This is a genomic window from Mesorhizobium sp. M0715, from assembly GCF_040320355.1.
Taxonomy (GTDB): domain Bacteria; phylum Pseudomonadota; class Alphaproteobacteria; order Rhizobiales; family Rhizobiaceae; genus Mesorhizobium.
Genome location: NZ_JAMYPL010000003.1, coordinates 119934 through 144222, shown reverse-complemented (window position 1 = coordinate 144222; position 24289 = coordinate 119934). Strand labels below are relative to the sequence as shown.

Here is a 24289-nt window from a genome sequence, read left to right as displayed (position 1 = left end):
CGTTCACGTCCGTATCAGAGAGAGTATGGTTTGCGCGGCCGCATCCGTTCCAGGTTTCAGCGCCATTTGGGCTGCATTGTCCTTGAGGCGGGTGCGCATGGCATCGTCGGCCAGCAGGCCGAGAATGGCTCTCTCCAACACTCCTTCGGTCCAGGCGTCACGGCCGATATGGTCTCCGACACCGGTCTCTCCGGCGCGCCGCGCATTGTCGTGCCCATCCCAGCAATAGGGCATGATCAGCGACGGCACGCCGAAGCGCAGCGCCTCGCAAAAGCTGTTGTTGCCGCCATGATGAATGAACAGATCCGACTTCGCCACGACCGAGGGCTGCGGAAACCAGGCGTCGAGATAGACATTGTCGGGCACCGCGCGATAGGCGTCGCGCAGGCCGCCGGCATTGACGATGAAGCGGGCCGGCAGCCTGTCGAACACCGCCAGCATGCGCTCGATCAGCCCGACATCCATGGCGCCGAGGCTGCCGAAGCTGACATAGACCAGCGGCCCGCCATTGCGCGGAAAAACCGGCACCTCGAACGGCCCTTCCGAACGCACACAGCCTTCGAGATAGACGAAGCGGGCCGGGTCGAGCGGCTCGGCGCGCTCGCGGCGCACGATCGAAGGCGTCAGCAGCAAATTGAGGTCGGGCGACGTCTCCAGGAACAGGCCCTTCGGCAGCGGCGCCAGGCCGGCATCCATCCGAAAGCGGTTGAAGCGGTCATGCGCCGGTGCCGAGGCCGTGAGATAGCGGGCCTCGAACGCCGCGCGTTGCGGGTCGTCGGCGCCAAGTCCCGACAGATAGGGTGGCACATTGGCATCCGGAAGCTCGGTCTCGGCGCAGGAGACGACGCGCACCCAGGGGCAGCCGGCGGCGGCGATCGCCGGGAACATGATGACATTGTCGAGCACCACCGCGTCCGGCTTCAGCCGCGCCAGCAATTGGCGCAGCGGCGCCTCCGCGTTGACGGCTGTGTCGACGATCGCTTGCCAGGTCGGCGCGACATAAGTTTCCAGTTGGTCGATCGGGCTCAGCCTGAAATGCGGCAGGTGCCGGCGCACGAAGGCCTGCCAGTAGCTCTGCCGTTCGCTGTCGCTCAGCGGCTCATCGGTCGGCAGCTGGTATTCCTGGAAACCATAGTCGGCAAAGACGCCGGAGAAGCCGGCATGGCAGATGAAGACAGGCCGGGCTCCCTTGGCGCGCAATGCCTGCGCGATGCCGACGCAATTCAACGCCGCGCCGAAACTGGCTTCGGGGAACAGCGCGATGGTCGGGCTGGCTTTACGCGTCAATTAATCCTCGTCAATCCGGCCGGCTGATCATGCCGAACAGGGCGGGCGCCCCGCGACTGGCCGCTTGCGGTCGCTGGTTGCGGGAGAGCCGCAGGTGGATGCGAAGCAAATCGGCAGCCACCTCATACTGCAGGCTTTCAAGATGGTCGAGTATAACAAGGTGTTCGCGCAGCGATTGCCGCAATCGGAAGACGTTGACGCCGGCATAGATGCCGGGCAATCGGCGCAGCCTGAGGTGATCGGCCAGCGCGTCGGCAACGAAGCGGTTGGCGCAGCCTTCGGCGAGCATGCCATGAAAATCGATGTCCAGCCGCTGGAACTCGCGTGTGTCGAAGGCGGCGTCCGGCAGCGCCACCAGCGCTTCCATGCCCTGGCGCAAGGCCGCGGCCCGCACGCCGTCCAGCCGGAAGCCCGGCGTCAGGATGGCCGCGGGCTCCAGCAGCAGGCGGAACTCATAGCTGTCGCCTTGCGCCTCCGGATCGTCGGGGGTACGCCGAAACAGCCAGGACTGGCCAGGCGCACGGTCCAGCAAATTCTCTTCGGTCAGTTTGTTCAGCGCTTTTAGTACCGTCTTGCGCTCGGCACTGTACCGCCGCATCAGCCCCGCGACGGTCACTGTCTGGTCCAGCCGCCGCGCCGACCGGTCGCGCAGGATCGCCTCGGCCAGCTCGTCCTCTTCGGCAGCGGGCAATTCCGTGGCGACCGAAGCCTGCGCGGTGAGGTCGATCGCCAAATGATACCCTGAATCCGCCTCCCAGCGTACGACGCCCCGCTCCGCGAGCAGGCCGAGCGCCGCCCGCACCGGCGTGCGAGAAACATTGCACAGCGAGGCGATCTGCTGCTCCGGCAAGCGTGCGCCGGGTTCGAAACCACGCTGCCGCGCCACATCCAGGATGCGCTGCGCCAGGTCGAGATGGTTGGTGCGAGGTCGTCGGGCTGCGGCTTGCATGACTGGTCTCGTGGAAAACGACATGACCGTATTGATTGACCGATCGCCAGCGCGGACGCAATCGGCCAGATTCCTCGGTCGCTTGACAAATTATGGATTGACGTACTTTTTTCTGCAATAGTACTGTCAGGACAATCGGCGAGAAAAAGACCGAGGGAACAGGATCGAGGCAGCGGCACGGGTCGCAAGCGTTGGTCCGGCGAATGAGTTTCGACGATCAACCGGAATGGGAGTCTGTCATGACCGCTACCAGCCTGCGGCGCCGTGCGCTGAAAACATCTTCGATCGCACTTGGCCTGGCCTTGGCGCTGTCCGCGCCGGCGATGGCCGCCGACCTCGTCATTTCCAACTGGGACGGCTACATGGCATCAGACGCCATGGCCGCCTTCAAGACCGCGACCGGCGTTTCGGGCGAAGTGGTGGTGCACGCCACCAATGAAGAAATCATGGGCAAGCTGATCGCCGCCGGCGGCAAGGGTTATGACGTGGTCTTCGTCTCCTCGCCCTTCGCCGAGGTGCTGAACAAGCTTGGCCTGACCGAGCCGATCGACCACGCCAAGATCCCGAACCTCGCCAATCTCTATCCCGAGGCAACCAAGCTGCCGCACGATGTCGGCAACGCATTCTCGGTCCCCTACACCTGGGGCACCACTGGCCTCTGCTATCGCTCGGACCTGGTCAAGGTCGTGCCGACCAGCTGGAGCGACCTGCTCGCCCCTTCCGACGAGTTGAAGGGCAAGACCACCATGCTGGCGACCGACCGCTGGCTGCTGGCCGCCGGGCAGCTCGACAAGGGTTATTCGGTCAACGAAACCGACCCGGCCAAGATGGCCGAGGTCAAGGACCTCTTGATCTCGGCCAAGAAAACCCTGCTCGCCTATGACGACACCACCTTCTATTCCAAGCTGGTGTCGGGCGAGGCGCTGATGGTGCAGGCATGGGACGGCTGGTGCAATTACGGCATCGCCGAAAAGCCCGAGATCAAATACGTCATCCCCAAGGAAGGCTCGGACCTGTGGGTCGACACGATGGTGGTGATGAAGGCCTCCGCCAACAAGGATGCCGCCTTCCAGTTCATCAACTTCATGCTCGACGCCAAGAACCACGCCTGGGCGGCGCAGAACATCGACTACAAGGTGCCGAACAAGCCGGCGATGGAAAGCCTGCCGGCCGACTTCCTGGCAAAATTCCCCAACATGGCGATGCCGGTGGCCGACCTCGTCAAGTTCGAACAGCTGCGCGATGTCGGTGATGCCCAGCGCGACTATTCGAAGATCGTCAGCGAGATCAAGGCCGCACAATAAGCGGCGTCCACCTGAGACCACGGCCGGCGGCGCTTCTGCTGCCGGCCCTGAGCGGTATCCGAAAATTGTCCCAGACCCGACTTCGCTCCTCCCTGCTGATGGCCCCGGCGCTGGTCTGGCTGACTGCGTTGATGGTGGTGCCGTGCGCGCTGGTGCTGGCGCTCGCCTTCTTCCGGCGCGGCATCTATGGCGGCATCGAATACACCTTCACGCTGGAGAATTTCGGGCTGGTCTTCGACCCGCTCTATGCCGGCATCTTCCTCAATTCGGCGCGCATTGCCGGCACCGCGACCCTGATCGCGGTGGTGATCGGCTATGCCGCCGCCTATGCGATATCGGCGGCCCCGCGCCGGCTGCAGCCGGTGTTCCTGTTCTTCGCCGTGCTGCCGTTCTGGTCCAATTATCTGATCCGCACCTATGCCTGGATCGTGCTGCTCAACCGCGAAGGCCTGATCACGCAGCTCTTGCGCTGGTTCGGCTACACCGGCGAACCGCCATCGATGCTCTATACGGAAGGCGCGGTTATCGCGGGTCTTGTCTACAACTATTTGCCCTTCGTCATCCTCGCCTGCTACGCGCCACTGTCGCGCCTCAACCCGGAACTCGCAGAGGCCTCGCGTGACCTCGGCGCCTCCGCCGTCACCACATTCCGCCGTGTCATCCTGCCGCTCACCGTGCCGGGCATTGCCGCCGGCGCCGTCTTCGTCTTCGTGCTGTCGATCGGCAATTTCGTCACGCCGGCGCTGCTCGGCGGCGGCCGCTTCCAGATGATCGGCAACCTCGTTTACGACCAGTTCCTCACCGCCAATGACTGGCCGTTCGGGGCGGCACTCGCCATGGCGCTGATCGCCATCATGCTTCTGGTACTGATGGCGCAAGCGCTGGCCGCCAATCGCGCCTCGGGCCACACCGCGCAAGCCGGCGGAGACACCGATGTCTGAGCGCTCCCCCGCGACGCGGCGCACGCTATGGCTCGTGCTCAGCCTCGTCTTCGCCTTCCTCTACATCCCGATCGCCGTTCTGGTGGCGCTCTCCTTCAACGAAGGTGGGCTGCCGACGGCATGGTCTGGCTTTTCGCTGAAATGGTATGCCTCTCTCGCCGGCAATTCCGCGATCCTCTCCGCCGCCCTCAACACACTGATCGTGGCGCTGGTCTCGACGGCAATCGCCACGCTGCTCGGCACATTGCTGGCGATCGGCGTCGAGATGCGCCGCCAATATGGCAAAGGCCTCGAAGCGCTGATCTTCGCGCCGATGATCATTCCCGACATCGTGCTGGCGATCGCGCTGCTCTCGTTCTTCTCCATGCTCAACCTGACCATGGGCCTGCACACCATCATCCTCGCCCATGTCGTCTTCAACCTCGCCTTCGTCTGCTCGGTGGTGCGTGCGCGGCTGAAGAGCTTCGACTGGTCGATCGTCGAGGCCTCCGCCGATCTCGGCGCCTCCGCGCTCACCACCTTCAGGCGGGTGACATTGCCGGTCATCGCGCCGGCGGTGATCGCAGGCGCGCTGCTCGCCTTCACGCTCTCGGTCGACGAGTTCATCATCGCCTTCTTCACCGCCGGCGCCGGCCGCGCTTCGACGACGCTGCCGATGCAGATCTACGCCATGATACGCTTTGGCATCACGCCGGAGATCAATGCGCTGGCGACCATCGTCATGGCGGTCTCGATCACCGCACTGACGCTGTCGCAGCGGCTCAACCGTGGGATCATAGGCCAATGAGCGAACCCCGCACGCTGCTGGCCATCGATCATGTGTCGAAAAATTTCGGCCGGGTAACCGCCGTCGATGGCATCTCGCTCGACATCCGCGAGAATGAGTTCTTCGCGCTGCTCGGCCCATCGGGCTGCGGCAAGACCACGCTGCTGCGCATGCTGGCCGGCTTCGAGACGCCCAATGACGGGCGCATCCTGCTCGACGGCCGCGACATTGCCAAAACCCCGCCCAACAAGCGGCCAGTCAATCTGATGTTCCAATCCTATGCGCTTTTTCCTCATATGAGCGTCCGCGCCAATGTCTCCTACGGCCTGGAGATGGAGCGTTTGCCGGCGGCTGAAATCCGCTCCCGCGTCGACGCCATCCTGGCGACAACCGAGCTGGTCCCCTTCGCCGACCGCAAGCCGGAGCAGCTGTCGGGCGGCCAGAAGCAGCGCGTCGCGCTCGCCCGCGCGCTGGTCAAGCGGCCGCGCCTGCTGCTGCTCGACGAGCCGCTTGGCGCGCTCGACAAGAAACTGCGCGGCGCCATGCAGCTGGAATTGAAGCGCCTGCAGCATGAGGTCGGCATCACCTTCGTCATCGTCACCCACGACCAGGAAGAATCGCTTGTGATGGCCGACCGCATGGCGGTGCTCAAGGACGGCAAGCTGCTGCAATGCGACACGCCGCACGCGATCTATGAGCATCCGGCCGACCGTTTCGTCGCCGACTTCATCGGCGTGATGAATTTTGTGCCGGGCAAGGCCGCCACCGATGGGGTTGTCGCCGCGAATGGCGCGCCAATATCCGGCAAGGTTCCAGCAACGCTCTCGCCCGGCGCATCCGCTGTCGCTTCGGTGCGGCCGGAGCGCATCCGGCTGTTCCCAGAAGCTCAGACCGCCAACCGCACCACCGGCACGGTCGAGGCGCTGGCCTATCAGGGGCTCGACCTGCAGTTGCATGTCCGCACGGGCCTGTCGCCAAAGCCGTTCCTGGTGCGCGTCACCGCTGATGCCGCAGACCGCCGGCCGGTCGCATCGGGCGATCAGGTCGAACTCGGCTGGGACGCCGCCGATGTCAGAGTTTTCGCAGAATAAAGGAGAGGCCTGATGGCGCAGAAGACGATCGCGTTTTTTCCAGAAGCAGCTTATGGCCCGGCGCTCAATTCCGTCGGCATCGCCCAGGCGGTCGAGGCACGCGGCCACAAAGCGGTGTTCCTGTCAGATCCCGGCTTCGTCGACGTCTACAAGGGCTACGGCTTCGAGGCCCATCCGGTGAACCTGTCCGAGCCGATGCCGCCAGAGCAGATGGCCAAATTCTGGGAGGATTTCATCAACGGCCACATCCCCAACTTCCGCAAATCGCCCTACGACCAGGTCGACAATTACGTCAAGGATTGCTGGACGGCGATCGTCGACAGCGCCAAATGGGCGCAGAAGGATCTGCCGCACGTTCTCTCAGCCATCAAGCCGGATGTGATCTGCGTCGACAACGTCATCCTGTTCCCGGCTATCAAGCAGTACGGCAAGCCGTGGGTGCGTGTCATCTCCTGCTCGGAAAACGAGATCGAGGACGAAGACATCCCGCCGCATCTCTCCGGCTGCGGCGAGAACGACCATGCCGGTCACCAGCGCTACCGCGATCATTTCAACGCGGTGATCAAGCCGATCCATGACGACTTCAACGCCTTCCTCGCTGCCAACGACGAGGCACCCTATCCGATCGGCCAGTTCTTCGAGGCTTCGCCCTATTTGAACCTGCTGCTTTACCCCGAAGCGGCCAAGTTCAAGCGCCGCCATCCGCTCGACCCGGCAAAATTCCAGTATCTCGAAGGCTGCGTTCGACAGGAGAAACCCTACACGGTGCCGACCTTCGCCAAAAACAATGACGGGCCGCTGCTCTATGTCTCCTTCGGTAGCCTCGGCGCCGGCGATGTCGAGCTGCTGAAGCGCATAATCGCGACGCTGGGCATGACGCGCTACCGGGCGCTGGTCAATGTCGGCGGCTACAAAGACCAGTACACGGACGTGCCCGGCAATGTCATCGTCGAGAGCTGGTTCCCGCAGCCTTCGGTCATCCCGCAGGTCGACGCTGTTATTCACCACGGCGGCAACAACTCGTTCACAGAGTGCCTCTATTTCGGCAAGTCGGCGATCATCATGCCCTATGTCTGGGACGGTCACGATAACGCCACCCGCGTCGAGGAGACCGGCCACGGCTTCGGCATGCCGCGCTACGACTGGACCGATGCCGAGCTGGTTGCCATGATCGAGGCCTGTCTGACCGACCCGAAGATGAAGGCAAAGCTGGCCAAGACATCGGCACAGATGCAGGGGCAGAATGGGCCGGAAAAGGCGGCGGGTTTGTTGGAGGCGCTGCTGTGATTGAAGTCGTTGATACGCCGAGCCTGAGCACCCCCCTCTGGCCTGCCGGCCATCTCCCCCGCAAGGGGGGAGATTGGCAGCTTCGCCACAGGGTCTCACTCTGCAATCCCGGTGATTGGCGAAAGTCGAGACGACATCCGATCTCCACCCCTGCGGGGGAGATGGCCGGCAGGCCAGAGGGGGGTGCCCTGGCGCAGCATATGAATAGCAACCATCGCGCAGAAGCCTCCGCATGACCTCCTCCGCACCACACCTCCACCACGCCTCCACCCGAACCGATCTCGTCGACTGGGGCGCCCAACCCGACGCATTGTCAGGCACTTCGCACTCGACCGGCAGGCTCGTGCACAAGGGCCCGAACAACCAGCCGGAATCCGGCATTTGGGTGTGCACGCCGGGGCGCTGGCGCCTCAATATCCCGCGCGACGAATTGTGCCATTTCGTCACCGGCCGCGCGACCTACCGGTCAGATGTCGGTGAGCTGATAGAAATCTCCGCCGGGACTGTGGTCATGTTCCCGGCTGGCTGGACAGGCGAATGCACCGTGCATGAGACCATGCGCAACGTCTACATGCTGGCCTGACCACGGAGCTTGACGACATGCCGACACCGCACTGGCCGAAGGCCTCGAGCGTGGAACTGGAGGACTGGGGCGCGGGCAGCAACACGCTCTCCGGTTCGCCGCGCGCCTCGGGCAGGATCCTGTCCCAGAACCCGGACGGATCGAGCGAATGCGGCCTGTGGTCGTGTACGCCGGACACGCGCAAGGTCACGTTTGGCGCCGACGAGTTCTGCCATTTCCTCTCAGGCCGTGGCAGCTATATCCATGACGACGGCGAAGAGATCCCGGTCGAGGCCGGCACGCTTGTGTTCTTTCCCGCCGGCTGGACCGGCATCTCCATCATCACGCAAACGCTGACCAAGGCCTTCATGTGCCGCTGAGCACTCTTTTCAAGGAAATCGATATGACCACACCCATCATGAATTCCCCGCTCACCATTACCGACCTCGTCGACTGGGGCGTCATACCGACCATGATCGAGGGGCAATCCCACACCTCGGGCAAGCTGCTGTACAAGGGGCCGGAAGGCCGCTCCGAATGCGGGCTTTGGGTCTGCACACCAGGCAAATGGCATTGCCATGTCACCCGCGACGAGTTCTGCCACTTCCTCGAAGGGCGCTGCACCTATGTGCACGAATCCGGCGAGGTGATCGAGATCGAGCCGGACACGGCCGCCTTCTTCCCGCAGGACTGGAAGGGCGTCTGCACCGTCCATGAGACCATCAAGAAGGTCTACATGATCCGCTGAGCGGATCCGAGAGGATGTCCATGGATTTCTCCCCTGACCGGCCGGCTTTCTTCGTCAACCCGGACTACCGGCCGATGGCAGGCACGGCAAAGCCGGTGATCGATCCGGCGACGCTGGAAACCGTCGGCGCCATCGCTGCAGCCAGCGATAGCGAGATCGATGCCGTGCTCACCGCCGCGACCAGGGCGCAGGCTGCCTGGAAGAAGCTCGACGCCAAGAGCCGCGCCAAGCACCTGCATGCCGTCGCCAACGCCATCGAGGCGGCGGACTTCACCCGCTGCGCCGAACTGATGGTGCGCGAGATGGGCAAGCCCTACCCCGAAGCGATCGGCGAGATCGCCAACTGCGCGCCGATCTTCCGCTACTACGCCGAGATGGCGCGCGACGATGCCGGCAAGATCGCCGGCACGACACAGGCCGGTTCGTTCCAGTATGCGCGCTACGAGCCCTATGGCGTATCCGTCCACATCATGCCCTACAACTTCCCGATCCTGCTGATGTGCTGGACGGTCGCCGCCTCGCTCGCCGCCGGCAATGCCTGCATCATCAAGCCGGCCGAGGCGACGACGCTGTCGACGCTGGACTACATGACCGTGTTCCGCTCGCTGCCGGAGGGGCTGGTCTCCTGCCTGCCCGGCGGCGCTGCCACGGCACAGGCGCTGATCGCCTCCGACCGCACCCATGCCGTCGCCTTCACCGGCTCGGTCGCGGCCGGCAAGGCGGTGGCGGTGGCCTGCGCCGAGCGCATGAAACCGTGCGTCATCGAGGCCGGCGGCAGCGATCCGCTGATCGTCAGCCAATACGCGCCACTGGAGATCGCGGCGGCCGGCAGCGTCACCGCCGCCTTCCACCTTACCGGCCAGGTCTGCACCTCGGCCGAGCGCTTCTTCGTCGTCGATGCCGTGCATGATCGCTTCGTCGAGCTGTTCGCCGAAAGGACACGGGCGCTGCGCATCGGCAACGGCATGGACAAGACCGAGATCGGTCCGCTGGTCAGCGAAAGCGCGCGAACCAAAGTCATGCGTCTCGTCGACGACGCCATCGCCCATGGCGCCGTCGCAGTCACCGGCGGGCGCATCCCGCCGGCACACAACACCGGCTGGTTCTACGAGCCGACGATCCTGACCGGCGTCACCCCGGACATGGCAATCGTGCGCGAGGAATGCTTTGGACCGGTCGCCGCCATCTGCCGGGTCAGGGATTTCGACGAGGCGATCCGGCTTGCCAATGACAGCCCGTTCGGGCTCGGCGCCTCTGTCTTCACCACCGATCTGGCCGAAGCCCACGAGGCGGCTGAACGGCTGGAAGCCGGAATGGTCTGGGTCAACAACCCGCTGATCGACAATGATGCCCTGCCCTTCGGCGGCTGGAAGGCCTCGGGCCTCGGCCGCGAGCTCGGACGCCAGGGGCTCGACGCCTTCCGCCGCTCCAAAATGGTGATCATCGACCACAAGCCGACAATCCAGGAATGGTGGTATCCCTATCCCGACAGCTGGTTCCGCGAGACCGGCGGCCGAAAGCACGTCTGAGTGTTTCGAACCTCGCCAGCTCCGGATAGCCAGTCCATGGCCGGGAAAAAGCAATGCCGCCGGGCGGGGCCCGGCGGCATCTTTCATCGATTGGCTACTGCCGTTTCGACGGCAAGTCGTTACGGCGTCGTTTCTGCTTCCATCGCGGCGGCCGTCTGGTCGATCTTGTCGGCAAGGACGCCCTGAGCCCAGGACGTGACCGCAGCGTCGACCGGCTTGTTGGCCATGTCCGTCAGCGCCGCGTCGAGCGATGCATCATCGGTGCCGACCTCTGCCGCGGCAGCCGCCTCATTGGCGGCGGTGACCTCTGCCTCCTGGGCAGTGATTTCGGCCTGCAGATCCGTTATCTTCCCAGGCAAGGCCGCCTGATCCTCGGGCGTCATGGCGGCAATCTGCTCGGGCGTCAGCGACGTCAGCGCGGTCAACTGAGAATTCAGCGCATCCAGCTTCTCCTGGGCCGCCTCAGCGGCGGCCTCGGCGACCTTGGCTTTCGCGGACTGCGTCACGAAAGCCTGGATGGCGGCGAACTTCTTGCTCTTCGAGTTCATATAGGCGTTGATGTTGCGCTGAAGCGAGTTCAGCCGGCCGAGCTTGGCGTGGATGTTCTTCTCCTTGGGAACCGACGAGACCTTTGTGGTCTTGTCGACCGTGGTGTCATCCGTTTTGGCCTTTGCCACCTGCCCCCGAGCCGAGGAAGACTTGCCGTGCGAAGCGCCGCTCTTGCCATTGCTATTGCCGCCGTTACCGCCGGCATTTCCCCCGCCGTTGCCGTTGCCGCCGGCATTGCCACCGCCATTGCCGCCGCCGTGGCCGTTGCCGCCGGCTATCGCCGGAGATGCCAGAAGCGCCAATGCGGCAAGCGCCGCGAACAGAGTTTTTCGGTTTGTCATGGTAATCTCCTCGGGGAATCGCCGCCCTTCGCCCAACCGCTAGGCGACCGTCGTATGAGGAATTACTAATTGTACAGAGTAAACTTTAGACAAATGTTGTCTCAATACGCGATCTGACAACCCGCCGGCACCATAACCATTTGATATTAAACACAAATCAACGCTCTTGATCGGCCATGGCACTGAAGTCCCATGCCGGCCGGACCATAGTCCTATCAGCCGACCAGCGGCACCAGGAAGGTCGTAGAGCAGTGTATTGGAAAGGCGCTGAAATAAAGGAGGTTGGTGACGAAAGCACAAGTCTCAGCCGATACTTTCACCGCCGTCGATCACCAGCGCCTGGCCGGTCATGAAGGATGAGCGGTCGGAGACGAGGAACAGGATCGCTTCCGCGATCTCATCGGCGCTGGCCCAGCGTCCCATCGGAATCTTGGTGCGGACATAGGTTTCGATCGCCTGGCGTCCGCCCATCTGGGCGATGAACGGTTCGTTGAACGGCGTGTCGACCCAGCCCGGACAGAGCGCGTTGACGCGGACATTGTGCCGGGCATAGTCGAGCGACATCTGCCGCGTCATTGCCACCACCGCGTGTTTGGAGGTGGCGTAGGCGATCATCTCGCGGTCGTAGAACACACCCGAATTGGAGGCGGTGTTCAGGATGACGCCGTTGCCTCGTGCGATCATCGACGGCATGACCATCCTGGCCGCCAGGAACTGCGCCCGCACATTGACCCGCCATGACGCGTCCATGCCGCCGACCTCGACCTCGGTCAGCGTTCCCCCGACCTGGATGCCGGCGTGATTGTGCAGGATGTCGATGCGCCCGTGCCTCTCGATCGTGCCGGCAATGAGCTTTTCCAGCGCCCCATCGTCCGCGACATCGGTCGCGATCGCCTCGGCCTGCCCGCCCATTGCCCGCATCTCCGAAGCCGTTGCTTCGCCAGCGGCCTGATCCCTGTCGGCGATGACGACCACCGCGCCTTCCCTGCCCATGATCATGGCGCCGGCGCGCCCGATGCCGGAGCCGGCGCCTGTCACCACGGCGATGCGGTCTTTGAGGATCATGATGCGACTTTCAGTTCGACGGCTTGCGCTGGCGCAATTGCCATTGGGCAAGCACCACGAGCAGCACGGAGGCGACGAGCACGATCGTCGCGATGGCATTGATCTCCGGCGTCACGCCGCGCCGGATCGACGCGAAGACATAGACCGGCAGCGTCGTCTGCGCCCCGGCGACGAAGAAGGCGATGATGAAATCGTCGAAGGAAAAGGTGAAGGCGAGCAGGAAGCCGGCAACGATGGCCGGCATGATCTGCGGCAGCACGATCGAGCGGAACGTCGTCAACGGCGTGGCGTAGAGATCGCTCGACGCCTCGACCAGATTGCGGTCGAGGCTGCCGAGCCGCGTGCCGACGATCATCGTCACCAGCGCCATGGAGAACAGGCCGTGCGCTGCGATGATCGAGCCGTAACCGAGCGCGAGGCGCGGCGGCTGGTCGTCGGGCCAGATCGAGGCGAGGAACGGATTGACGACCGTGAACAGCTGGACGAGCGCGACCAGCGTCGAAATGCCGATGACGACGCCCGGAACGACGATCGCGGCGCCCAGAAGCGCATCGAATACCGCGCGTGTTCTGATGCCGACACGCGCCAGGCCGAGTGCCGCCGCAGTGCCGCAGAACGCCGCCAGCAAGGCGCTAGTGGTAGCGATGAACAGGCTGTTCTTCAGCGCTTCGACCAGGAACGGGTTCGCCAGCGCCGTACCGTACCACTGAACCGAAAAGCCGGTGAACTCGCTGGCATGGCGGCCGGCATTGAAGGAGAACAGCACGACCAGGGCGATCGGCAGATAGAGGAAAGCGAAGACGGCAATGACGAAGGTGCGCATCAGATCAAATCCACCCGGCGAGCGCCCGAAACCCGGGTCGAAATGCGGTTGGCGGCAATCAGCACCACCACCGAGACCAGCACCAGCGTGATCGCGATGGCCGATCCGAACGGCCAGTTGCGCGATTGCAGGAATAGGTCGACCAGTGCGTTGCCGATGAAGAACACCTTGCCGCCGCCAAGCAGCGTCGGGATCAGATATTCGCCGAGCAGCAGGATCATGACCAGCGAGAAGCCGGTCATCACGCCCGGCAGCGACAGTTTCAGGGTCACGCTGAGGAAGGTCGAGAGCGGCGTCGCGCCGAGATCGGCGGAGGCTTCCAGCAGCCTGCGGTCGAGCCGCTCAAGGCTGACATAGATCGGCAGGATCATCAGCGGCAAGTAGCCATAGACGATGCCGAGCAGCACCGCGCCCGGCGTGTTGATCAGCCTGATATCCTCGAAACCGATATAGGACAGCAGAGCCGGGATGCCGCGCCCGCCCAGCACATACATCCAGGCATAGGTCCGCATCAGGAGGCTGGTCCAGAACGGGATGACGACCAGCGCCAGCAGGATCAGCCGCCAGCGCTGCGGTGCGCGCAGAGCGAGGTAGTAGGCAACCGGGTATGCGACGAGCAGGCAGGCGAGCGCTCCCACCGGCGCCAGCACCATCGTGTTCCAGAAGGCGGTCGCCCGCGCCGGAAGGTTGGCATATTGCGCGAACGTGAAAGCCGCCTGATAGCCGCCTTCCGGCGCCCGCTCACCGACGCTGAACACCGCGATGGCGATGAATGGCAGCACCAGAAACACCACCAGCCACGCGGTCGCCGGACCGAGCAGCATGGCGGTCAGAAAATTCCTGCGAAGACGGCTGCCGTGCATGGAGAGATTTGCCCCGTGCCGGCGGGTATGAACCCGCCGGTCAACTTATCCGAAAAGAATTTGAGGCCGTCGCTCAGGCCGACTTGAAGCGCGCCATCAATTCGGCGCGGCCGGGATCCGTCAGCGTTGCCGCCGCGCCGAATTCCAGCGGCGTCAACAGGTCGGCCGCCGGATAGAGGATCGGATTGTCGAGCACTTCCTTGGGCAGCAGCTTGTTGACCCGCGCATCGGTCGACGGCGCACCATTGGCCAGGTGCTCCTTCACCGCCACCTGCGGATTCATCAGATAGTTGAGCAGGGCATAGCCGGCCGGCTTGTTCGGCGCATCCTTCGGAATGGCGTAGAAGTCGGTCCAGATCTCGCCGCCTTCCTTGCCCAGCACATAGGCGATCTCGGGAATGTCGCGATGCAGCTGCGCGCCGTCATTCGTCCAGCACATCGTCATCCAGGCGTCGCCGGCGCGCATGCCCGGCTGGTAGTCGGAGGAGACCGCGAACAGATGCGGCTTGACCTTCAGCAGCAGTTCCTCCGCCTTGGCCAGTTCGTCCTGCTTGAGCGAGTTGAACGAGTAGCCGTAATATTTCAGCGCATTGCCGATCGTGGTCAGCTGGTAGTCATGCACCATGGTGCGGCTGTCGCCTTCCGCCATGGCAGTGTCCCAGAACTCCTTCCAGCTGGTCATCGGCTTGGTCAGCTTCTTGGTGTTGACGGCAAAGCCGGTGGTGCCCCAGTTCTTCGGCACCGCATAGGTCACCCCTTCGATCGTGCCTTCCCCGGTAAAGCGCGGATCCTCCTGCGAGCCATCGAAATTCGGCAGCTTCGTCATCTCCAGCGGCTCGATGATGCCGAGTTTCTTGTAAGTCGAGATCGTGTAGTTGGTCGGCACGAACAGGCTCCAGCCCGAGGCGCCGGCCTGCAATTTGGCCAGCATCTCCTCGTTGGAGCCGAAGACATTGACCTCGACGGCGACGCCGGTGTCCTTCTTGAAATTCTCGAAGGTCGCCGGGTCATGATAGTTCGGCCAGGTGGCGATCGACATGCGGTCGCCAAGGCTCTCGGCGGCAAAGGCCGGTGTCGGCATGATGCCGATCTCGCGCGCCATCACCGCCGTCGCAATCCCAAGGCCGGTGAGGCCAAGAAAGTCGCGGCGGCCGATCGAGCCGCGCTTGAGGCGCATCAGCTGGTCGACGAAGTTTTCAGGGCTTATCGGCAGTCCGTCACGATATGATTTCGACATGTTTATCTACCCTCTGGTTGGCCCCGTTGTTCTTGGTCTCCGCAAACGCCAGCGGCGTTCCGGAGGCAAAGCCGATGGCGACGGGTTCACCCGGCTTGAAGAGATTGCCGTGGCCGATCAGGTGATCGGCCTTGGCCAGCAGCGTTCCGATGCCCTGGACCTCGATCGCGTATTCCGCCGTCGAGCCCAGGAAGATCCGGTTGCGGACGACGCCCTTGAATGGGCCGCCTGTCTGAGCGCCGAGACTGAGCGATTCAGGACGCAGGCTGACCGAAACGGCCTCGCCTTGCTGCAGGGCGGTTCGTTTGCGCGCTGCAATGACGGTGCCATTCGCGAGCGCCACCTCCACCAGATCGCCCGAATGTCCGGCGACGGTACCGCTCAAGAGATTGGTCTTGCCGACGAAATCGGCGACGAACAAATCGGCCGGTTCGTCATAGATCTCGCTTGGCTGTCCGAGCTGGACGATGCGGCCGCCATTCATGACGCAGACGAAATCGCTCATCGACAGCGCTTCCTCCTGGTCGTGCGTGACCAGCACGAAGGTGATGCCGATCTCGCGCTGCAGGTTCTGCAGCTCGATCTGCATGTCGGTGCGAAGCTTCTTGTCGAGCGCCGCCAGCGGCTCGTCGAGCAAGAGCACCGCCGGTTTGTTGACCAGGGCGCGGGCAAGCGCCACACGCTGCTGCTGGCCGCCCGACAGTTCGTGGATCTTGCGGCGGCCATAGCCGGCGAGCCGCACCATTTCCAGCGCTTCCCCCGCTCTTGAGGCGATCTCGCGCGACGACAGCCTTGGCCGCGCCTGACGCAGCCCGTAGGCGACGTTGTCCTCGACATCGAGATGCGGAAACAGCGCGTATTGCTGGAACACCATGTTGACCGGCCGCCGGTAGGGCGGCGTGCCGGCCATGTCCTGGCCGCGAATGAACACCTGGCCTTCGCTCGGCTGTTCGAAACCGCCAATCATGCGCAGGCAGGTCGTCTTGCCGCAGCCGGATGGTCCAAGCAGGGCGACAAAGGCGGATGGCGGGACAGCAAGATCGATGCCGCTCACTGCCGTCACGCTGCCATAGCGCTTGGTGACGCCGCGAAACTCGATGTCTGGCACTGCGGTCAAGGCTGTAGGCTCCAGCGACAGGGCAATATCGGGACGCTACCAGAGCCAATGGCGGCTAGTATATACCTCTCAGGTGGTATATCTGATCTATTTTCTCGTTTAAGGGGGTATAGATTGTCCCGCAGCGACGAATACAGCCAGCTCGCCACGCTCGTCGCGGCGACGCGGGAGACCAGCGGCGACCTGTTCGGCAATGCGCTGGTCGATTGGCTGCGGCTCCATGTCAGCTTCGACCACTGCGTGGTCTTCGGCTATCGCGGCGCGGCGCGCCCGCCGCTGCTGTTCGAAACCTTCTCGCCGGCCGAAAGCCACGTCTTCGTCGCGCTCTATCAGGAGGGACCCTATCTGCTCGACCCGTTCCACCACGCTGCGGTCGAGCGCAAGGAAGGATTCTGGCGCATGCGCGAACTGGCGCCGGACCGTTTCTATGCCAGCGAGTATTTCCGCTCCTACTATAGCCAGACCAGGCTGGCCGAGGAGGTCGGCTTCTTCGTGCCGCTGCCGGGCAAGGATGCGCTGGTGCTCTCACTGATGCGGCTGCGCGTCTCAGGCCCGTTCGGCACCGCCGATGCCAGATTGCTTCGCGACATGGCGCCGGCGGTGATCAGCTTCGCCAGGCTGCGCTGGCCCGCCCTTCCGGCCGACGAACCGGCAGAGGCGCAGCAGGACGAGACGACCACTCCGGTCAACGAGTTCGACCGCGCCCACATCTGGCAGAGCCTGTCGCTGACGCCGCGCGAAAAACATGTCGTCGACCTGGTGCTGCAGGGGCATTCGACGGAATCGATCGCCAGGGCCATGCGCATCGTGCCGGGAACCGTGAAGGTCCATCGCCGCAACATCTACCGCAAGCTCAAGATCAAGTCGCAGGCCGGCCTGTTCGCACGTTTCGTCGAGATCATCGACGCGCGGATACGATAATTCCTACCACCCCTCAATCCGCCGTTTGATCAGGCTGTTGCGCCGGCTTCCCACGATCCGGTCTCGGCCATCCGCTTCAGCAACGGCGCTGGCTGGAACACATCCTTGCCCGTCCGCTGATGCCAGTACTCGAGCCGCTCGATAATCTTGCCCGGGCCTTCAAGGCCAGCCCAGAACAGCGGTCCGCCCTTGCCGATGGGAAAGCCGTAGCCATTGACCCAGACGACATCGATGTCGGACGCACGGGCCGCTATGCCTTCCTCCAGGATCTTGGCGCCCTCGTTGATCAGGGGGTAAAGCGTGCGCTCGATGATTTCTTCCGCACTGATCGCGCGCGGCGCGATGCCCCTCTCGGCGGCCTTGTCGCGGATCAGCACCTCGACCTCCGGATCCGGGGCCGGGGTACGCGAACCGTTCTCGTAGAGATAGAACCCCCAGCCGGTCTTCTGGCCGAAACGCCCTTGTTCGCACAGCGTATCGGCGATGACGGCCGTCTGACCGCGCGCCTTGCGGTTGCGCCAGCCGATGTCGAGGCCGGCGAGATCACCCATCTGGAACGGACCCATCGGCCAGCCGAAATCGGTGAATGCCTGGTCGATCTGGCTGGGTGTCGCGCCTTCCAGCAGCAGCGCCTCGGATTCGGCGCCACGCGCGGCCAGCATTCGATTGCCGACGAAGCCGTGGCAGACGCCGACGACGACCGCCACCTTGCCGATCCGCCGCGCCAGATCGACGACGGTGGCCAGCGCATCGGGCGCGGTCACCTCGGCACGCACGATCTCCAAGAGCTTCATGACATTGGCCGGCGAGAAGAAATGCAGACCGAGCACATCCTGCGGCCGCGAGGTCGAGGCGGCGATTTCGTTGATGTCGAGATAGGAGGTGTTGGTGGCGAGGATCGCGCCCGGTTTGGCCACGGCATCGAGCTTGCCGAACACCTCCTTCTTGACCGCCATGTCTTCGAACACCGCCTCGACGATCAGGTCGCAATCGGCGAGATCGGCATAGTCGGTGGAGCCCTTGAACAGGGCGAGGCGCTCGCGCTTGGCATCTGCCGTCAGCGAGCCGCGCGTGACGGACACCGAGTAGTTCTTGTCGATGGTCGCCAGCCCGCGCTGCAGCGCCTCATGGCTGGTTTCCAGCATGGTGACGGGGTAGCCGCCATTGGCGAAGGCCATGGCGATGCCGCCGCCCATCGTGCCGGCACCGATGACGCCGACGCGGGCGATCCGGCGCTTGACGGTGTCCTTGCCCGCAAGCTTTGCCGCCTCACGTTCGGCGAAGAACAAATGCCGCTGCGCTCGCGACTGGTCGCTGGCGACCAGTTTGACGAACAGCGCACGCTCCGCCGCCAGCGCCGCGTCGAAGGGCAGTGTGACGGCATTGCGCACCGACAGCGCACAGGCGATCGGCGCCTCGAGCCCGCGCGCTTTCCTGGCAAGATCCGCAGCCTCGGCGTCGAAAGCCGCGAGGTCGGTCTCCTTAAGCCCCTCATTGCGATCGCGCACCGACGTGAAGGGACCACCCTTGCGGGCTATTTCCCTGGCAAAGTTCACGGCATGGGTGGCCAGATCGCCTTCAAAGACGGCGTCGACGAGACCGGCGGCATGCGCCTCGGTCGCACCGACCGGTGAACCGGAAACGACCATCTTCAAGGCCTTCAGCGCGCCGACCAGGCGCGGCAACCGCACCGTGCCGCCACCGCCCGGCAGCAGGCCGAGCTTGACCTCCGGCAGGCCGAGCTTGGCGCCGGCATCGGCGACGCGGAAATGGCAGCCGAGCGCCAGCTCCAGCCCGCCGCCGAGCGCGGTGCCGTGGATGGCGGCGACCGTCGGCTTGGCGATGGTCTCCAGCGTCGCCACGATGGCGCGCAGCTCGGGCTGCTGCATCGGCTTGCCGAATTCGGTGATGTCGGCGCCGGCGACAAAGGTCCGGCCGGCGCATGCAATGACGATGGCGGCAACCGAAGCATCATCCCGCAGCTCAACCAGCGCCTGCATCAGCGGTTCGCGGACATGAAAGCTCAGCGCGTTGACCGGCGGGTTGTCGATAGTGACGACGGCGACGTCGCCGTCGCGGCTGACCTTCACAAAATCGGACACGCAAACCTCCGGACAATGGTGAACGGCCTGCAGCCGCGCGATTGGATTTACAGCGCTATGACGTGGATGGAAACCAGAGGGAGGCCTGGCACAATGATTAGCGGCTCGAGGTGCCCGGCCGCCATCATCGCCGAAGTAGAGATCCTTCACACCCCCCTCTGCCCTGCCGGGCATCTCCCCCGCAAGGGGGGAGATTGGACGTCACGACGGCCTTCGTCAATTTTCAACGCTGGAGGGCGGGCGAAACGGCGAAGCTGCCGATCTCCCTCCTTGCGGGGGAGATGGCCGGCAGGCCAGAGGGGGGTGCTGTCCCGCCAGCGTCGGCGTCTTGTTCCCGCTACCGCGGCGCTTTCTGCCCGCCCGCCGCCGTGATCACCCCGACAATGATCAGCCCCGTGAGCAGCAATCGCACCCCGGCACTCACCCCAAACGTGTTGAGCATGGTCAAAAGCAGCACCAGGAACAGCGCCGCGCCCCAGACGCCGGGCACATTGGCCTTGCCGCCGGCGACCGACGTGCCGCCGATGACGACGACGGCGATCGAGGCCAGCAGATATTCATTGCCGATATCGACATTGGCGCCGCGGAAATAGCCGGCGAGCAACGCGCCGTCGATGCCGCCGAGCGCACCCGATAGCGTGTAGGTGAGGAAGCGGATGCGGCCGACATTGACGCCGGCGAGCCAGGCGGCGCGAATGTTCTGGCCGATCGCCAGCACCGAGCGGCCATAGATCATACGCTGCAGGGCGATGGCCGCCCCGATGGTGAACAGCACGGTGAGGATCGCCAGCACCGGAACGCCCAGTACCTGCCAGTTGGCGAAATCGGCGAAGCCCGGCGGCGGCTTGATCTGCAGCCCGCGGCCGTAGCTGATGTCGATCGACTGGATGATGAAGCTGGCCGACAAAGTGGCGATGATCGGCGGGATGCGCAGCGCCCAGATCAGCAGATAGTTGACGGCGCCGATCGCCGCCCCGCAGGCAAGCGCCGCCAGCAGCCCGACCGCGATCATGGAATCGTTGCCGTCCATCACCTTCATCGCGACGGCACTGGCAAGGCCGATATTGGCCGGCAGCGACAGGTCGACATTGCCCGGGCCCAGTGTGATGACGAACATCTGGCCGACGCCAACAATGACGGTGAACACCGCCAGCGACAGGGCCGCCGTCACCATGCCGCCGGCGCCATAGCCGCCGGTGAAGGCGATCGTCGCCAGCCAGACAAGCACGGCGCCAATGAACGACCAGATCCAGGGTTTGGTGAGCAGCGATTTCACCGAGGCCATCGCTCACCTCTCCCTGCGGCTGATCAGCACCCGCGCCGCCAGCACGATGATCAGGATGGCGCCGTTGGCGGCCACCTGCCAGTCGGGCGGGATGTGCATGAAGGTGAGCAGCGGCGAGGCAGCCAGCGCCAGCGTCAGCGCGCCGATCACAGCACCTATCGGCGATACGCGGCCGCCGACGAATTCGCCTCCGCCGAGGATGACGCCGGCGATCGCCAGCAGCGTATAGCCATTGCCGATATTGGCATCGGCCGAGGTGGTGATGCCGATCAGCGCCATGCCGGACAGCACGCCGAACAGGCCGGCGAGCGCAAACAGCACGATCTTGGTCTTGAGCAGCGACCAGCCGGCGCGCCCGAGTGCCGCCGGATTGCCGCCGGAGCCGCGCAGGATCACGCCATAGGAGGTGCGCATCAGGCCAAAATGGACGATGAGGCCGATCAGCAGCGCCGCGATGATCGGAAAGGGCACGAAAGGCGGCTTGAACGCCATCAGCCCGAGCAGCCAGTCCGGCGCCTTGCCGCCCGGTTTGGGCAAAACGAGAATCGCGAGCCCCTGCCAGACGAAGCTCATGCCGAGCGTCACCACGATGGACGGCAGATTGCGCAGATGGATCAGCGCGCCGAGCAGCGCATAGACGCCGATCGATCCAAGCAGGATGACGGCACCGATGAGCGGCGCGTCCTTCAGCCAGGTCGCCGTGACGCAGCCGACGAAGCCGACAAAGGTGCCTATCGACAGGTCGAGCTCGTTTCCGGCGATGACGAACATCTGCGCGATGGTCGCCAGCGCGATCGGGATCGCCAGGTTCAGCATCAGGCTGAAGCCGAAATAGCTGATGGCGCGCGGGTTGAGCCAGGCGATGGCGAGCAGCACCAGCGCCAGCGACAGCGCCGGCAGCAGCCCGCGCAGCAGGCGGGCACGGGCCAGCGCGCCACGTTCGGCGGATGTCCTGGCAGCGGTGTCGAGGCTGGCGGTCGTCATCTCAGGCCGCATCGCCGAAGGAAGACTGGATGATCTTCTCTTCCGTCAGTTCGTCGCGGCGCAGATTGGCGACGATGCGGCCGTTCTTGAAGACATAGATGTGGTCGCAATTGTCGAGCTCTTCGGTTTCCGTGGTGTACCAGAGGAAGGTGCGGCCTCGGGCGGCCTCTTCGCGCACGAGGTCGTAGACCTCCAGCTTGGTGCCGATGTCGACGCCGCGCATCGGGTCGTCCATCAGCACGATCTGCGCGTCCGAGCCGAGCGCACGCGCAAACAGCGCCTTCTGCTGGTTGCCGCCCGACAGTGAAAAGATGTTGTTGTTCATATCCGGCGTGCGGATGCCGATCTTCTTTTGCCAGAATGCAGCAAGCTCCGCCTCGCGCTGCGGCGAGATCAACAGCCCGCTGCGCAGCCGCGCCAGCGAGCGGATGCCGATATTCTCAGCAATCGACCATTGCGGGAAAATGCCGTCCGACTGGCGGTCGCCGGCGACCAGCGCCACCGGTGCCGTCACCTCGATGCCGGTTCGGGCCCGCGACGCCGCAGCGAAGATCGTCAGCAGCAGGTCAGTCTGGCCGTGGCCAGCCAGCCCGGCAAGGCCGATGATCTCCCCGGCACAGGCGACAAGGTCGGTGCCGTCCTTCTGCGCGGCGGGCCGCGCCCGAACCCGCAGCGGACTGGCGCCGGGCTTGGCGGCAGCGATTTGCGCCGCGATCTTCTGGCGCGCTTCCGCGCCGCCCATCGCCGTCACCAGCCGGTCGCGGTCGAAGGCACTGGCGGCGTCGGCGACAACCACCTTGCCGTCGCGCATCACCACGATGCGGTCGGCGTTGCGCAGCACCTCGCCCAGCACATGCGAGATCAGGATGCAGCTTTTGCCGCCGGCAACGAAACGGCGCACGAAGGCCAGCAATTGGCCCGCCGTATGCGCGTCGAGCGACGAGGTCGGCTCGTCGAGGATGACGAGGTCGAGACGATCCTGGGTGACGGTGAAGGCGCGCGCCACCTCCACCATCTGGCGTCGGCCGATCGACAGGTCGCCGACAATGTCGGACGCCGAGATGCTGTGGCCCGGAAATATCTCGTCGAGCTTGGCGGCGATCAGCTCGGCCGCCTTGCGCCGCCAGCCGAAGCCACGCAGCGAAGCGTGGTTGATGCGCGTGTTCTCGGCGACGCTGAGATTGGGGCACAGCGACAATTCCTGGAACACGCAGCGTATGCCGAGTTGCTGCGCCCGTGCCACCGAGTAATTGTCCTCGGTGTCGCCATGCACGCCGATCTGCCCGCTGTCGGGCACCAGCGTGCCCGCCACCATGTGCATCAGCGTCGATTTGCCGGCGCCATTATGGCCGACAAGACCGACGCACTCGCCGGGACCGACGTGAAAATCGACGCCGCCCAGTGCGCGAACGGCGCCGAAATGCTTTTCGGCGCCGTTCAGTCTGATGATGTCAGCGTTCCCTTCAGGCATGCTCAACGATATCCGCTCGGCGATACGGACGGCAACGCTGCCGTTATGCTCACTTGATGTTGGCTTTAATGGCCGCGATCGCGTCTTCCTGCGTGTATTCGTGGCTGGCGACGCCGCCCTTGGGGATCTTCGGCAGCTCGGCCTCGAAATCGTCCTGTGTGAAGGCCAGGTACGGCACCAGCAGATCGTGCGGAATGTCGGTGCGGCCGTCGAGCACCTGCTGCGCCACCCAGAAGGCGAGCGACGAGACGCCGGGCGCGATCGAGGCCGACCAGGTCTGGTAGCCGTCCTTGTCCTTCTGTTCCTTCCACCACTGCAGCTCGTCCTGGCGGTTGCCCATGATGATGGTCGGACGCGGCTTGCCGGCGGCGGCGAAGGCCTGGGCCGCACCGTAACCGTCACCGCCCTGGTCGACGACGCCGACGATGTCGGGCAGCGACGGCAGGATGGTCGCCACCGCCTTTTGCGCCGTCGTCTGGTCCCAGTCGCCGGTCACCGAACCGACGATCTTGAACTCGGGATGGGCGGCGACGCCTTCGAGGATGCCGGCATGGATGGCATCGTCGATCGAGGTCCCGGCAAGCCCACGGATTTCCAGAAGATTGCCGCCCTTGGGCTGGAATTTGGCCATCTGCTCGACTTCCTGCTTGCCCATGTCCTTGAAGTCGACGACGACGCGGTAGGCGCAAGGCTCGGTCACCGTGCCGTCGAAGGAGACGACGACGATGCCGGCATCGCAAGCCTGTTTGATGGCGCCGTTGAGCGCATCCGGCGAGGCGGCGTTGATGACGATCGCGTCATAGCCCTGCAGGATCAGGTTCTGCACCTGTGCTGCCTGCGTCGGCACCTCCTTGTCGGCGGTGGTGAAGATGTCGGCCGCGCCGACGATCTTGTCGGCGACCGCCTTCTTGGTGACGATGCCATAGCTGTCGAGCATCGCCTGCCGCCAGGAATTGCCGGCATAATTGTTGGAAAAAGCGATCTTCTTGCCACTGGTGTCGGCCAGCGCCGTGCCCGAGGCGAGCATTGCGGCCAGAGCGCCCAGAACGAACAGTTTCTTCATGTCG

The 24289-nt window shown here is 64.4% G+C and carries 23 protein-coding genes; 10 read left to right on the top strand and 13 right to left on the bottom strand.

From position 1 onward, the window contains the following. Nucleotides 1–3 precede the first annotated feature (3 nt). Both NKI21_RS04635 and NKI21_RS04630 read right to left on the bottom strand, forming a co-directional pair. Nucleotides 4–1287 carry a glycosyltransferase gene (locus NKI21_RS04635; RefSeq protein WP_352864702.1) on the bottom strand — a complete coding sequence of 428 codons (1284 nt, stop codon included), beginning with the start codon at nucleotides 1285–1287 and terminating at the stop codon, nucleotides 4–6. Between the two features lie 10 nt (nucleotides 1288–1297). Beyond that, entirely contained in the window at nucleotides 1298–2236 is a 939-nt protein-coding gene (locus NKI21_RS04630) for a GntR family transcriptional regulator (protein ID WP_352864699.1), read from the bottom strand. Nucleotides 2237–2475: 239 nt separating this feature from the next. On the opposite strand from NKI21_RS04630, the gene NKI21_RS04625 reads away from it, so the two are divergent. The 9 genes from NKI21_RS04625 (at nucleotide 2476) to NKI21_RS04585 (ending at nucleotide 10464) form a co-directional block, all read left to right on the top strand. Further along, nucleotides 2476–3540, top strand: a complete 1065-nt coding sequence (locus NKI21_RS04625; protein WP_352864697.1) for a polyamine ABC transporter substrate-binding protein — start codon at nucleotides 2476–2478, stop codon at nucleotides 3538–3540. Nucleotides 3541–3638: 98 nt separating this feature from the next. Further along, the gene (locus NKI21_RS04620; protein ID WP_352864904.1) at nucleotides 3639–4481 is read left to right on the top strand and encodes an ABC transporter permease; all 843 of its coding nucleotides are present in this window, start codon (nucleotides 3639–3641) and stop codon (nucleotides 4479–4481) included. Beyond that, nucleotides 4474–5268 (top strand): ABC transporter permease, encoded by a 795-nt coding sequence (locus tag NKI21_RS04615; protein ID WP_352864694.1) that lies wholly within the window; start codon nucleotides 4474–4476, stop codon nucleotides 5266–5268. Before NKI21_RS04620 ends, NKI21_RS04615 begins: the two co-directional genes overlap by 8 nt. After that, a complete protein-coding gene (locus NKI21_RS04610; RefSeq protein WP_352864692.1) occupies nucleotides 5265–6338 on the top strand; it encodes an ABC transporter ATP-binding protein in 1074 nt (357 codons plus the stop codon). Before NKI21_RS04615 ends, NKI21_RS04610 begins: the two co-directional genes overlap by 4 nt. Nucleotides 6339–6350: 12 nt before the next feature. Beyond that, nucleotides 6351–7625: a glycosyltransferase gene (locus NKI21_RS04605; RefSeq protein ID WP_352864689.1), complete on the top strand. Its 1275-nt coding sequence runs from the start codon at nucleotides 6351–6353 to the stop codon at nucleotides 7623–7625. A 232-nt stretch (nucleotides 7626–7857) separates the two neighbouring features. Beyond that, nucleotides 7858–8208: a cupin domain-containing protein gene (locus NKI21_RS04600; protein WP_352442115.1), complete on the top strand. Its 351-nt coding sequence runs from the start codon at nucleotides 7858–7860 to the stop codon at nucleotides 8206–8208. Between the two features lie 17 nt (nucleotides 8209–8225). Then, nucleotides 8226–8567: a cupin domain-containing protein gene (locus tag NKI21_RS04595; RefSeq protein ID WP_352864686.1), complete on the top strand. Its 342-nt coding sequence runs from the start codon at nucleotides 8226–8228 to the stop codon at nucleotides 8565–8567. A 23-nt stretch (nucleotides 8568–8590) separates the two neighbouring features. Next, entirely contained in the window at nucleotides 8591–8935 is a 345-nt protein-coding gene (locus NKI21_RS04590; RefSeq protein WP_023811199.1) for a cupin domain-containing protein, read from the top strand. A 20-nt stretch (nucleotides 8936–8955) separates the two neighbouring features. Beyond that, nucleotides 8956–10464, top strand: coding sequence for an aldehyde dehydrogenase family protein (locus tag NKI21_RS04585; RefSeq protein WP_352864682.1), 1509 nt, complete (start codon nucleotides 8956–8958; stop codon nucleotides 10462–10464). 119 nt (nucleotides 10465–10583) lie between these two features. Here the strand turns inward: NKI21_RS04585 and NKI21_RS04580 are convergent, their stop codons facing one another. From NKI21_RS04580 to NKI21_RS04555, 6 genes are all read right to left on the bottom strand, one after another. Continuing rightward, nucleotides 10584–11354: a hypothetical protein gene (locus tag NKI21_RS04580; RefSeq protein WP_352864679.1), complete on the bottom strand. Its 771-nt coding sequence runs from the start codon at nucleotides 11352–11354 to the stop codon at nucleotides 10584–10586. Between the two features lie 303 nt (nucleotides 11355–11657). Next, nucleotides 11658–12419, bottom strand: a complete 762-nt coding sequence (locus NKI21_RS04575; RefSeq protein WP_023811202.1) for an SDR family NAD(P)-dependent oxidoreductase — start codon at nucleotides 12417–12419, stop codon at nucleotides 11658–11660. Nucleotides 12420–12429: 10 nt separating this feature from the next. Next, nucleotides 12430–13242: an ABC transporter permease gene (locus NKI21_RS04570; protein ID WP_352864676.1), complete on the bottom strand. Its 813-nt coding sequence runs from the start codon at nucleotides 13240–13242 to the stop codon at nucleotides 12430–12432. Beyond that, entirely contained in the window at nucleotides 13242–14105 is an 864-nt protein-coding gene (locus tag NKI21_RS04565) for an ABC transporter permease (protein WP_352797710.1), read from the bottom strand. The genes NKI21_RS04570 and NKI21_RS04565 overlap by 1 nt, the downstream gene beginning before the upstream one ends. A 73-nt stretch (nucleotides 14106–14178) precedes the next feature. Beyond that, entirely contained in the window at nucleotides 14179–15342 is a 1164-nt protein-coding gene (locus NKI21_RS04560; protein ID WP_352555542.1) for an ABC transporter substrate-binding protein, read from the bottom strand. Next, complete coding sequence (locus NKI21_RS04555) at nucleotides 15323–16459, bottom strand: ABC transporter ATP-binding protein (RefSeq protein WP_352864673.1); 1137 nt, start codon at nucleotides 16457–16459, stop codon at nucleotides 15323–15325. Before NKI21_RS04555 ends, NKI21_RS04560 begins: the two co-directional genes overlap by 20 nt. Nucleotides 16460–16573: 114 nt before the next feature. Here NKI21_RS04555 and NKI21_RS04550 point away from each other — a divergent pair, with 114 nt between their 5' ends. Next, nucleotides 16574–17380 carry a response regulator transcription factor gene (locus NKI21_RS04550; RefSeq protein ID WP_352864670.1) on the top strand — a complete coding sequence of 269 codons (807 nt, stop codon included), beginning with the start codon at nucleotides 16574–16576 and terminating at the stop codon, nucleotides 17378–17380. Nucleotides 17381–17409: 29 nt separating this feature from the next. Here NKI21_RS04550 and NKI21_RS04545 read toward each other — a convergent pair whose 3' ends face one another. The 5 genes from NKI21_RS04545 to NKI21_RS04525 all read right to left on the bottom strand — a co-directional run bounded on the left by NKI21_RS04545 (nucleotide 17410) and on the right by NKI21_RS04525 (nucleotide 24285). Next, nucleotides 17410–19482, bottom strand: coding sequence for a 3-hydroxyacyl-CoA dehydrogenase NAD-binding domain-containing protein (locus tag NKI21_RS04545; protein ID WP_352864667.1), 2073 nt, complete (start codon nucleotides 19480–19482; stop codon nucleotides 17410–17412). Nucleotides 19483–19819: 337 nt separating this feature from the next. After that, nucleotides 19820–20767, bottom strand: a complete 948-nt coding sequence (locus NKI21_RS04540) for an ABC transporter permease (RefSeq protein ID WP_352864664.1) — start codon at nucleotides 20765–20767, stop codon at nucleotides 19820–19822. 3 nt (nucleotides 20768–20770) lie between these two features. Continuing rightward, on the bottom strand, nucleotides 20771–21751 hold the full coding sequence (locus NKI21_RS04535) for an ABC transporter permease (protein WP_352864662.1): 981 nt from the start codon (nucleotides 21749–21751) through the stop codon (nucleotides 20771–20773). A gap of 1 nt (nucleotide 21752) precedes the next feature. Then, nucleotides 21753–23222, bottom strand: a complete 1470-nt coding sequence (locus NKI21_RS04530; protein WP_352864659.1) for a sugar ABC transporter ATP-binding protein — start codon at nucleotides 23220–23222, stop codon at nucleotides 21753–21755. 49 nt (nucleotides 23223–23271) lie between these two features. Then, nucleotides 23272–24285 carry an ABC transporter substrate-binding protein gene (locus NKI21_RS04525; RefSeq protein WP_352442103.1) on the bottom strand — a complete coding sequence of 338 codons (1014 nt, stop codon included), beginning with the start codon at nucleotides 24283–24285 and terminating at the stop codon, nucleotides 23272–23274. Nucleotides 24286–24289: the final 4 nt, after the last annotated feature.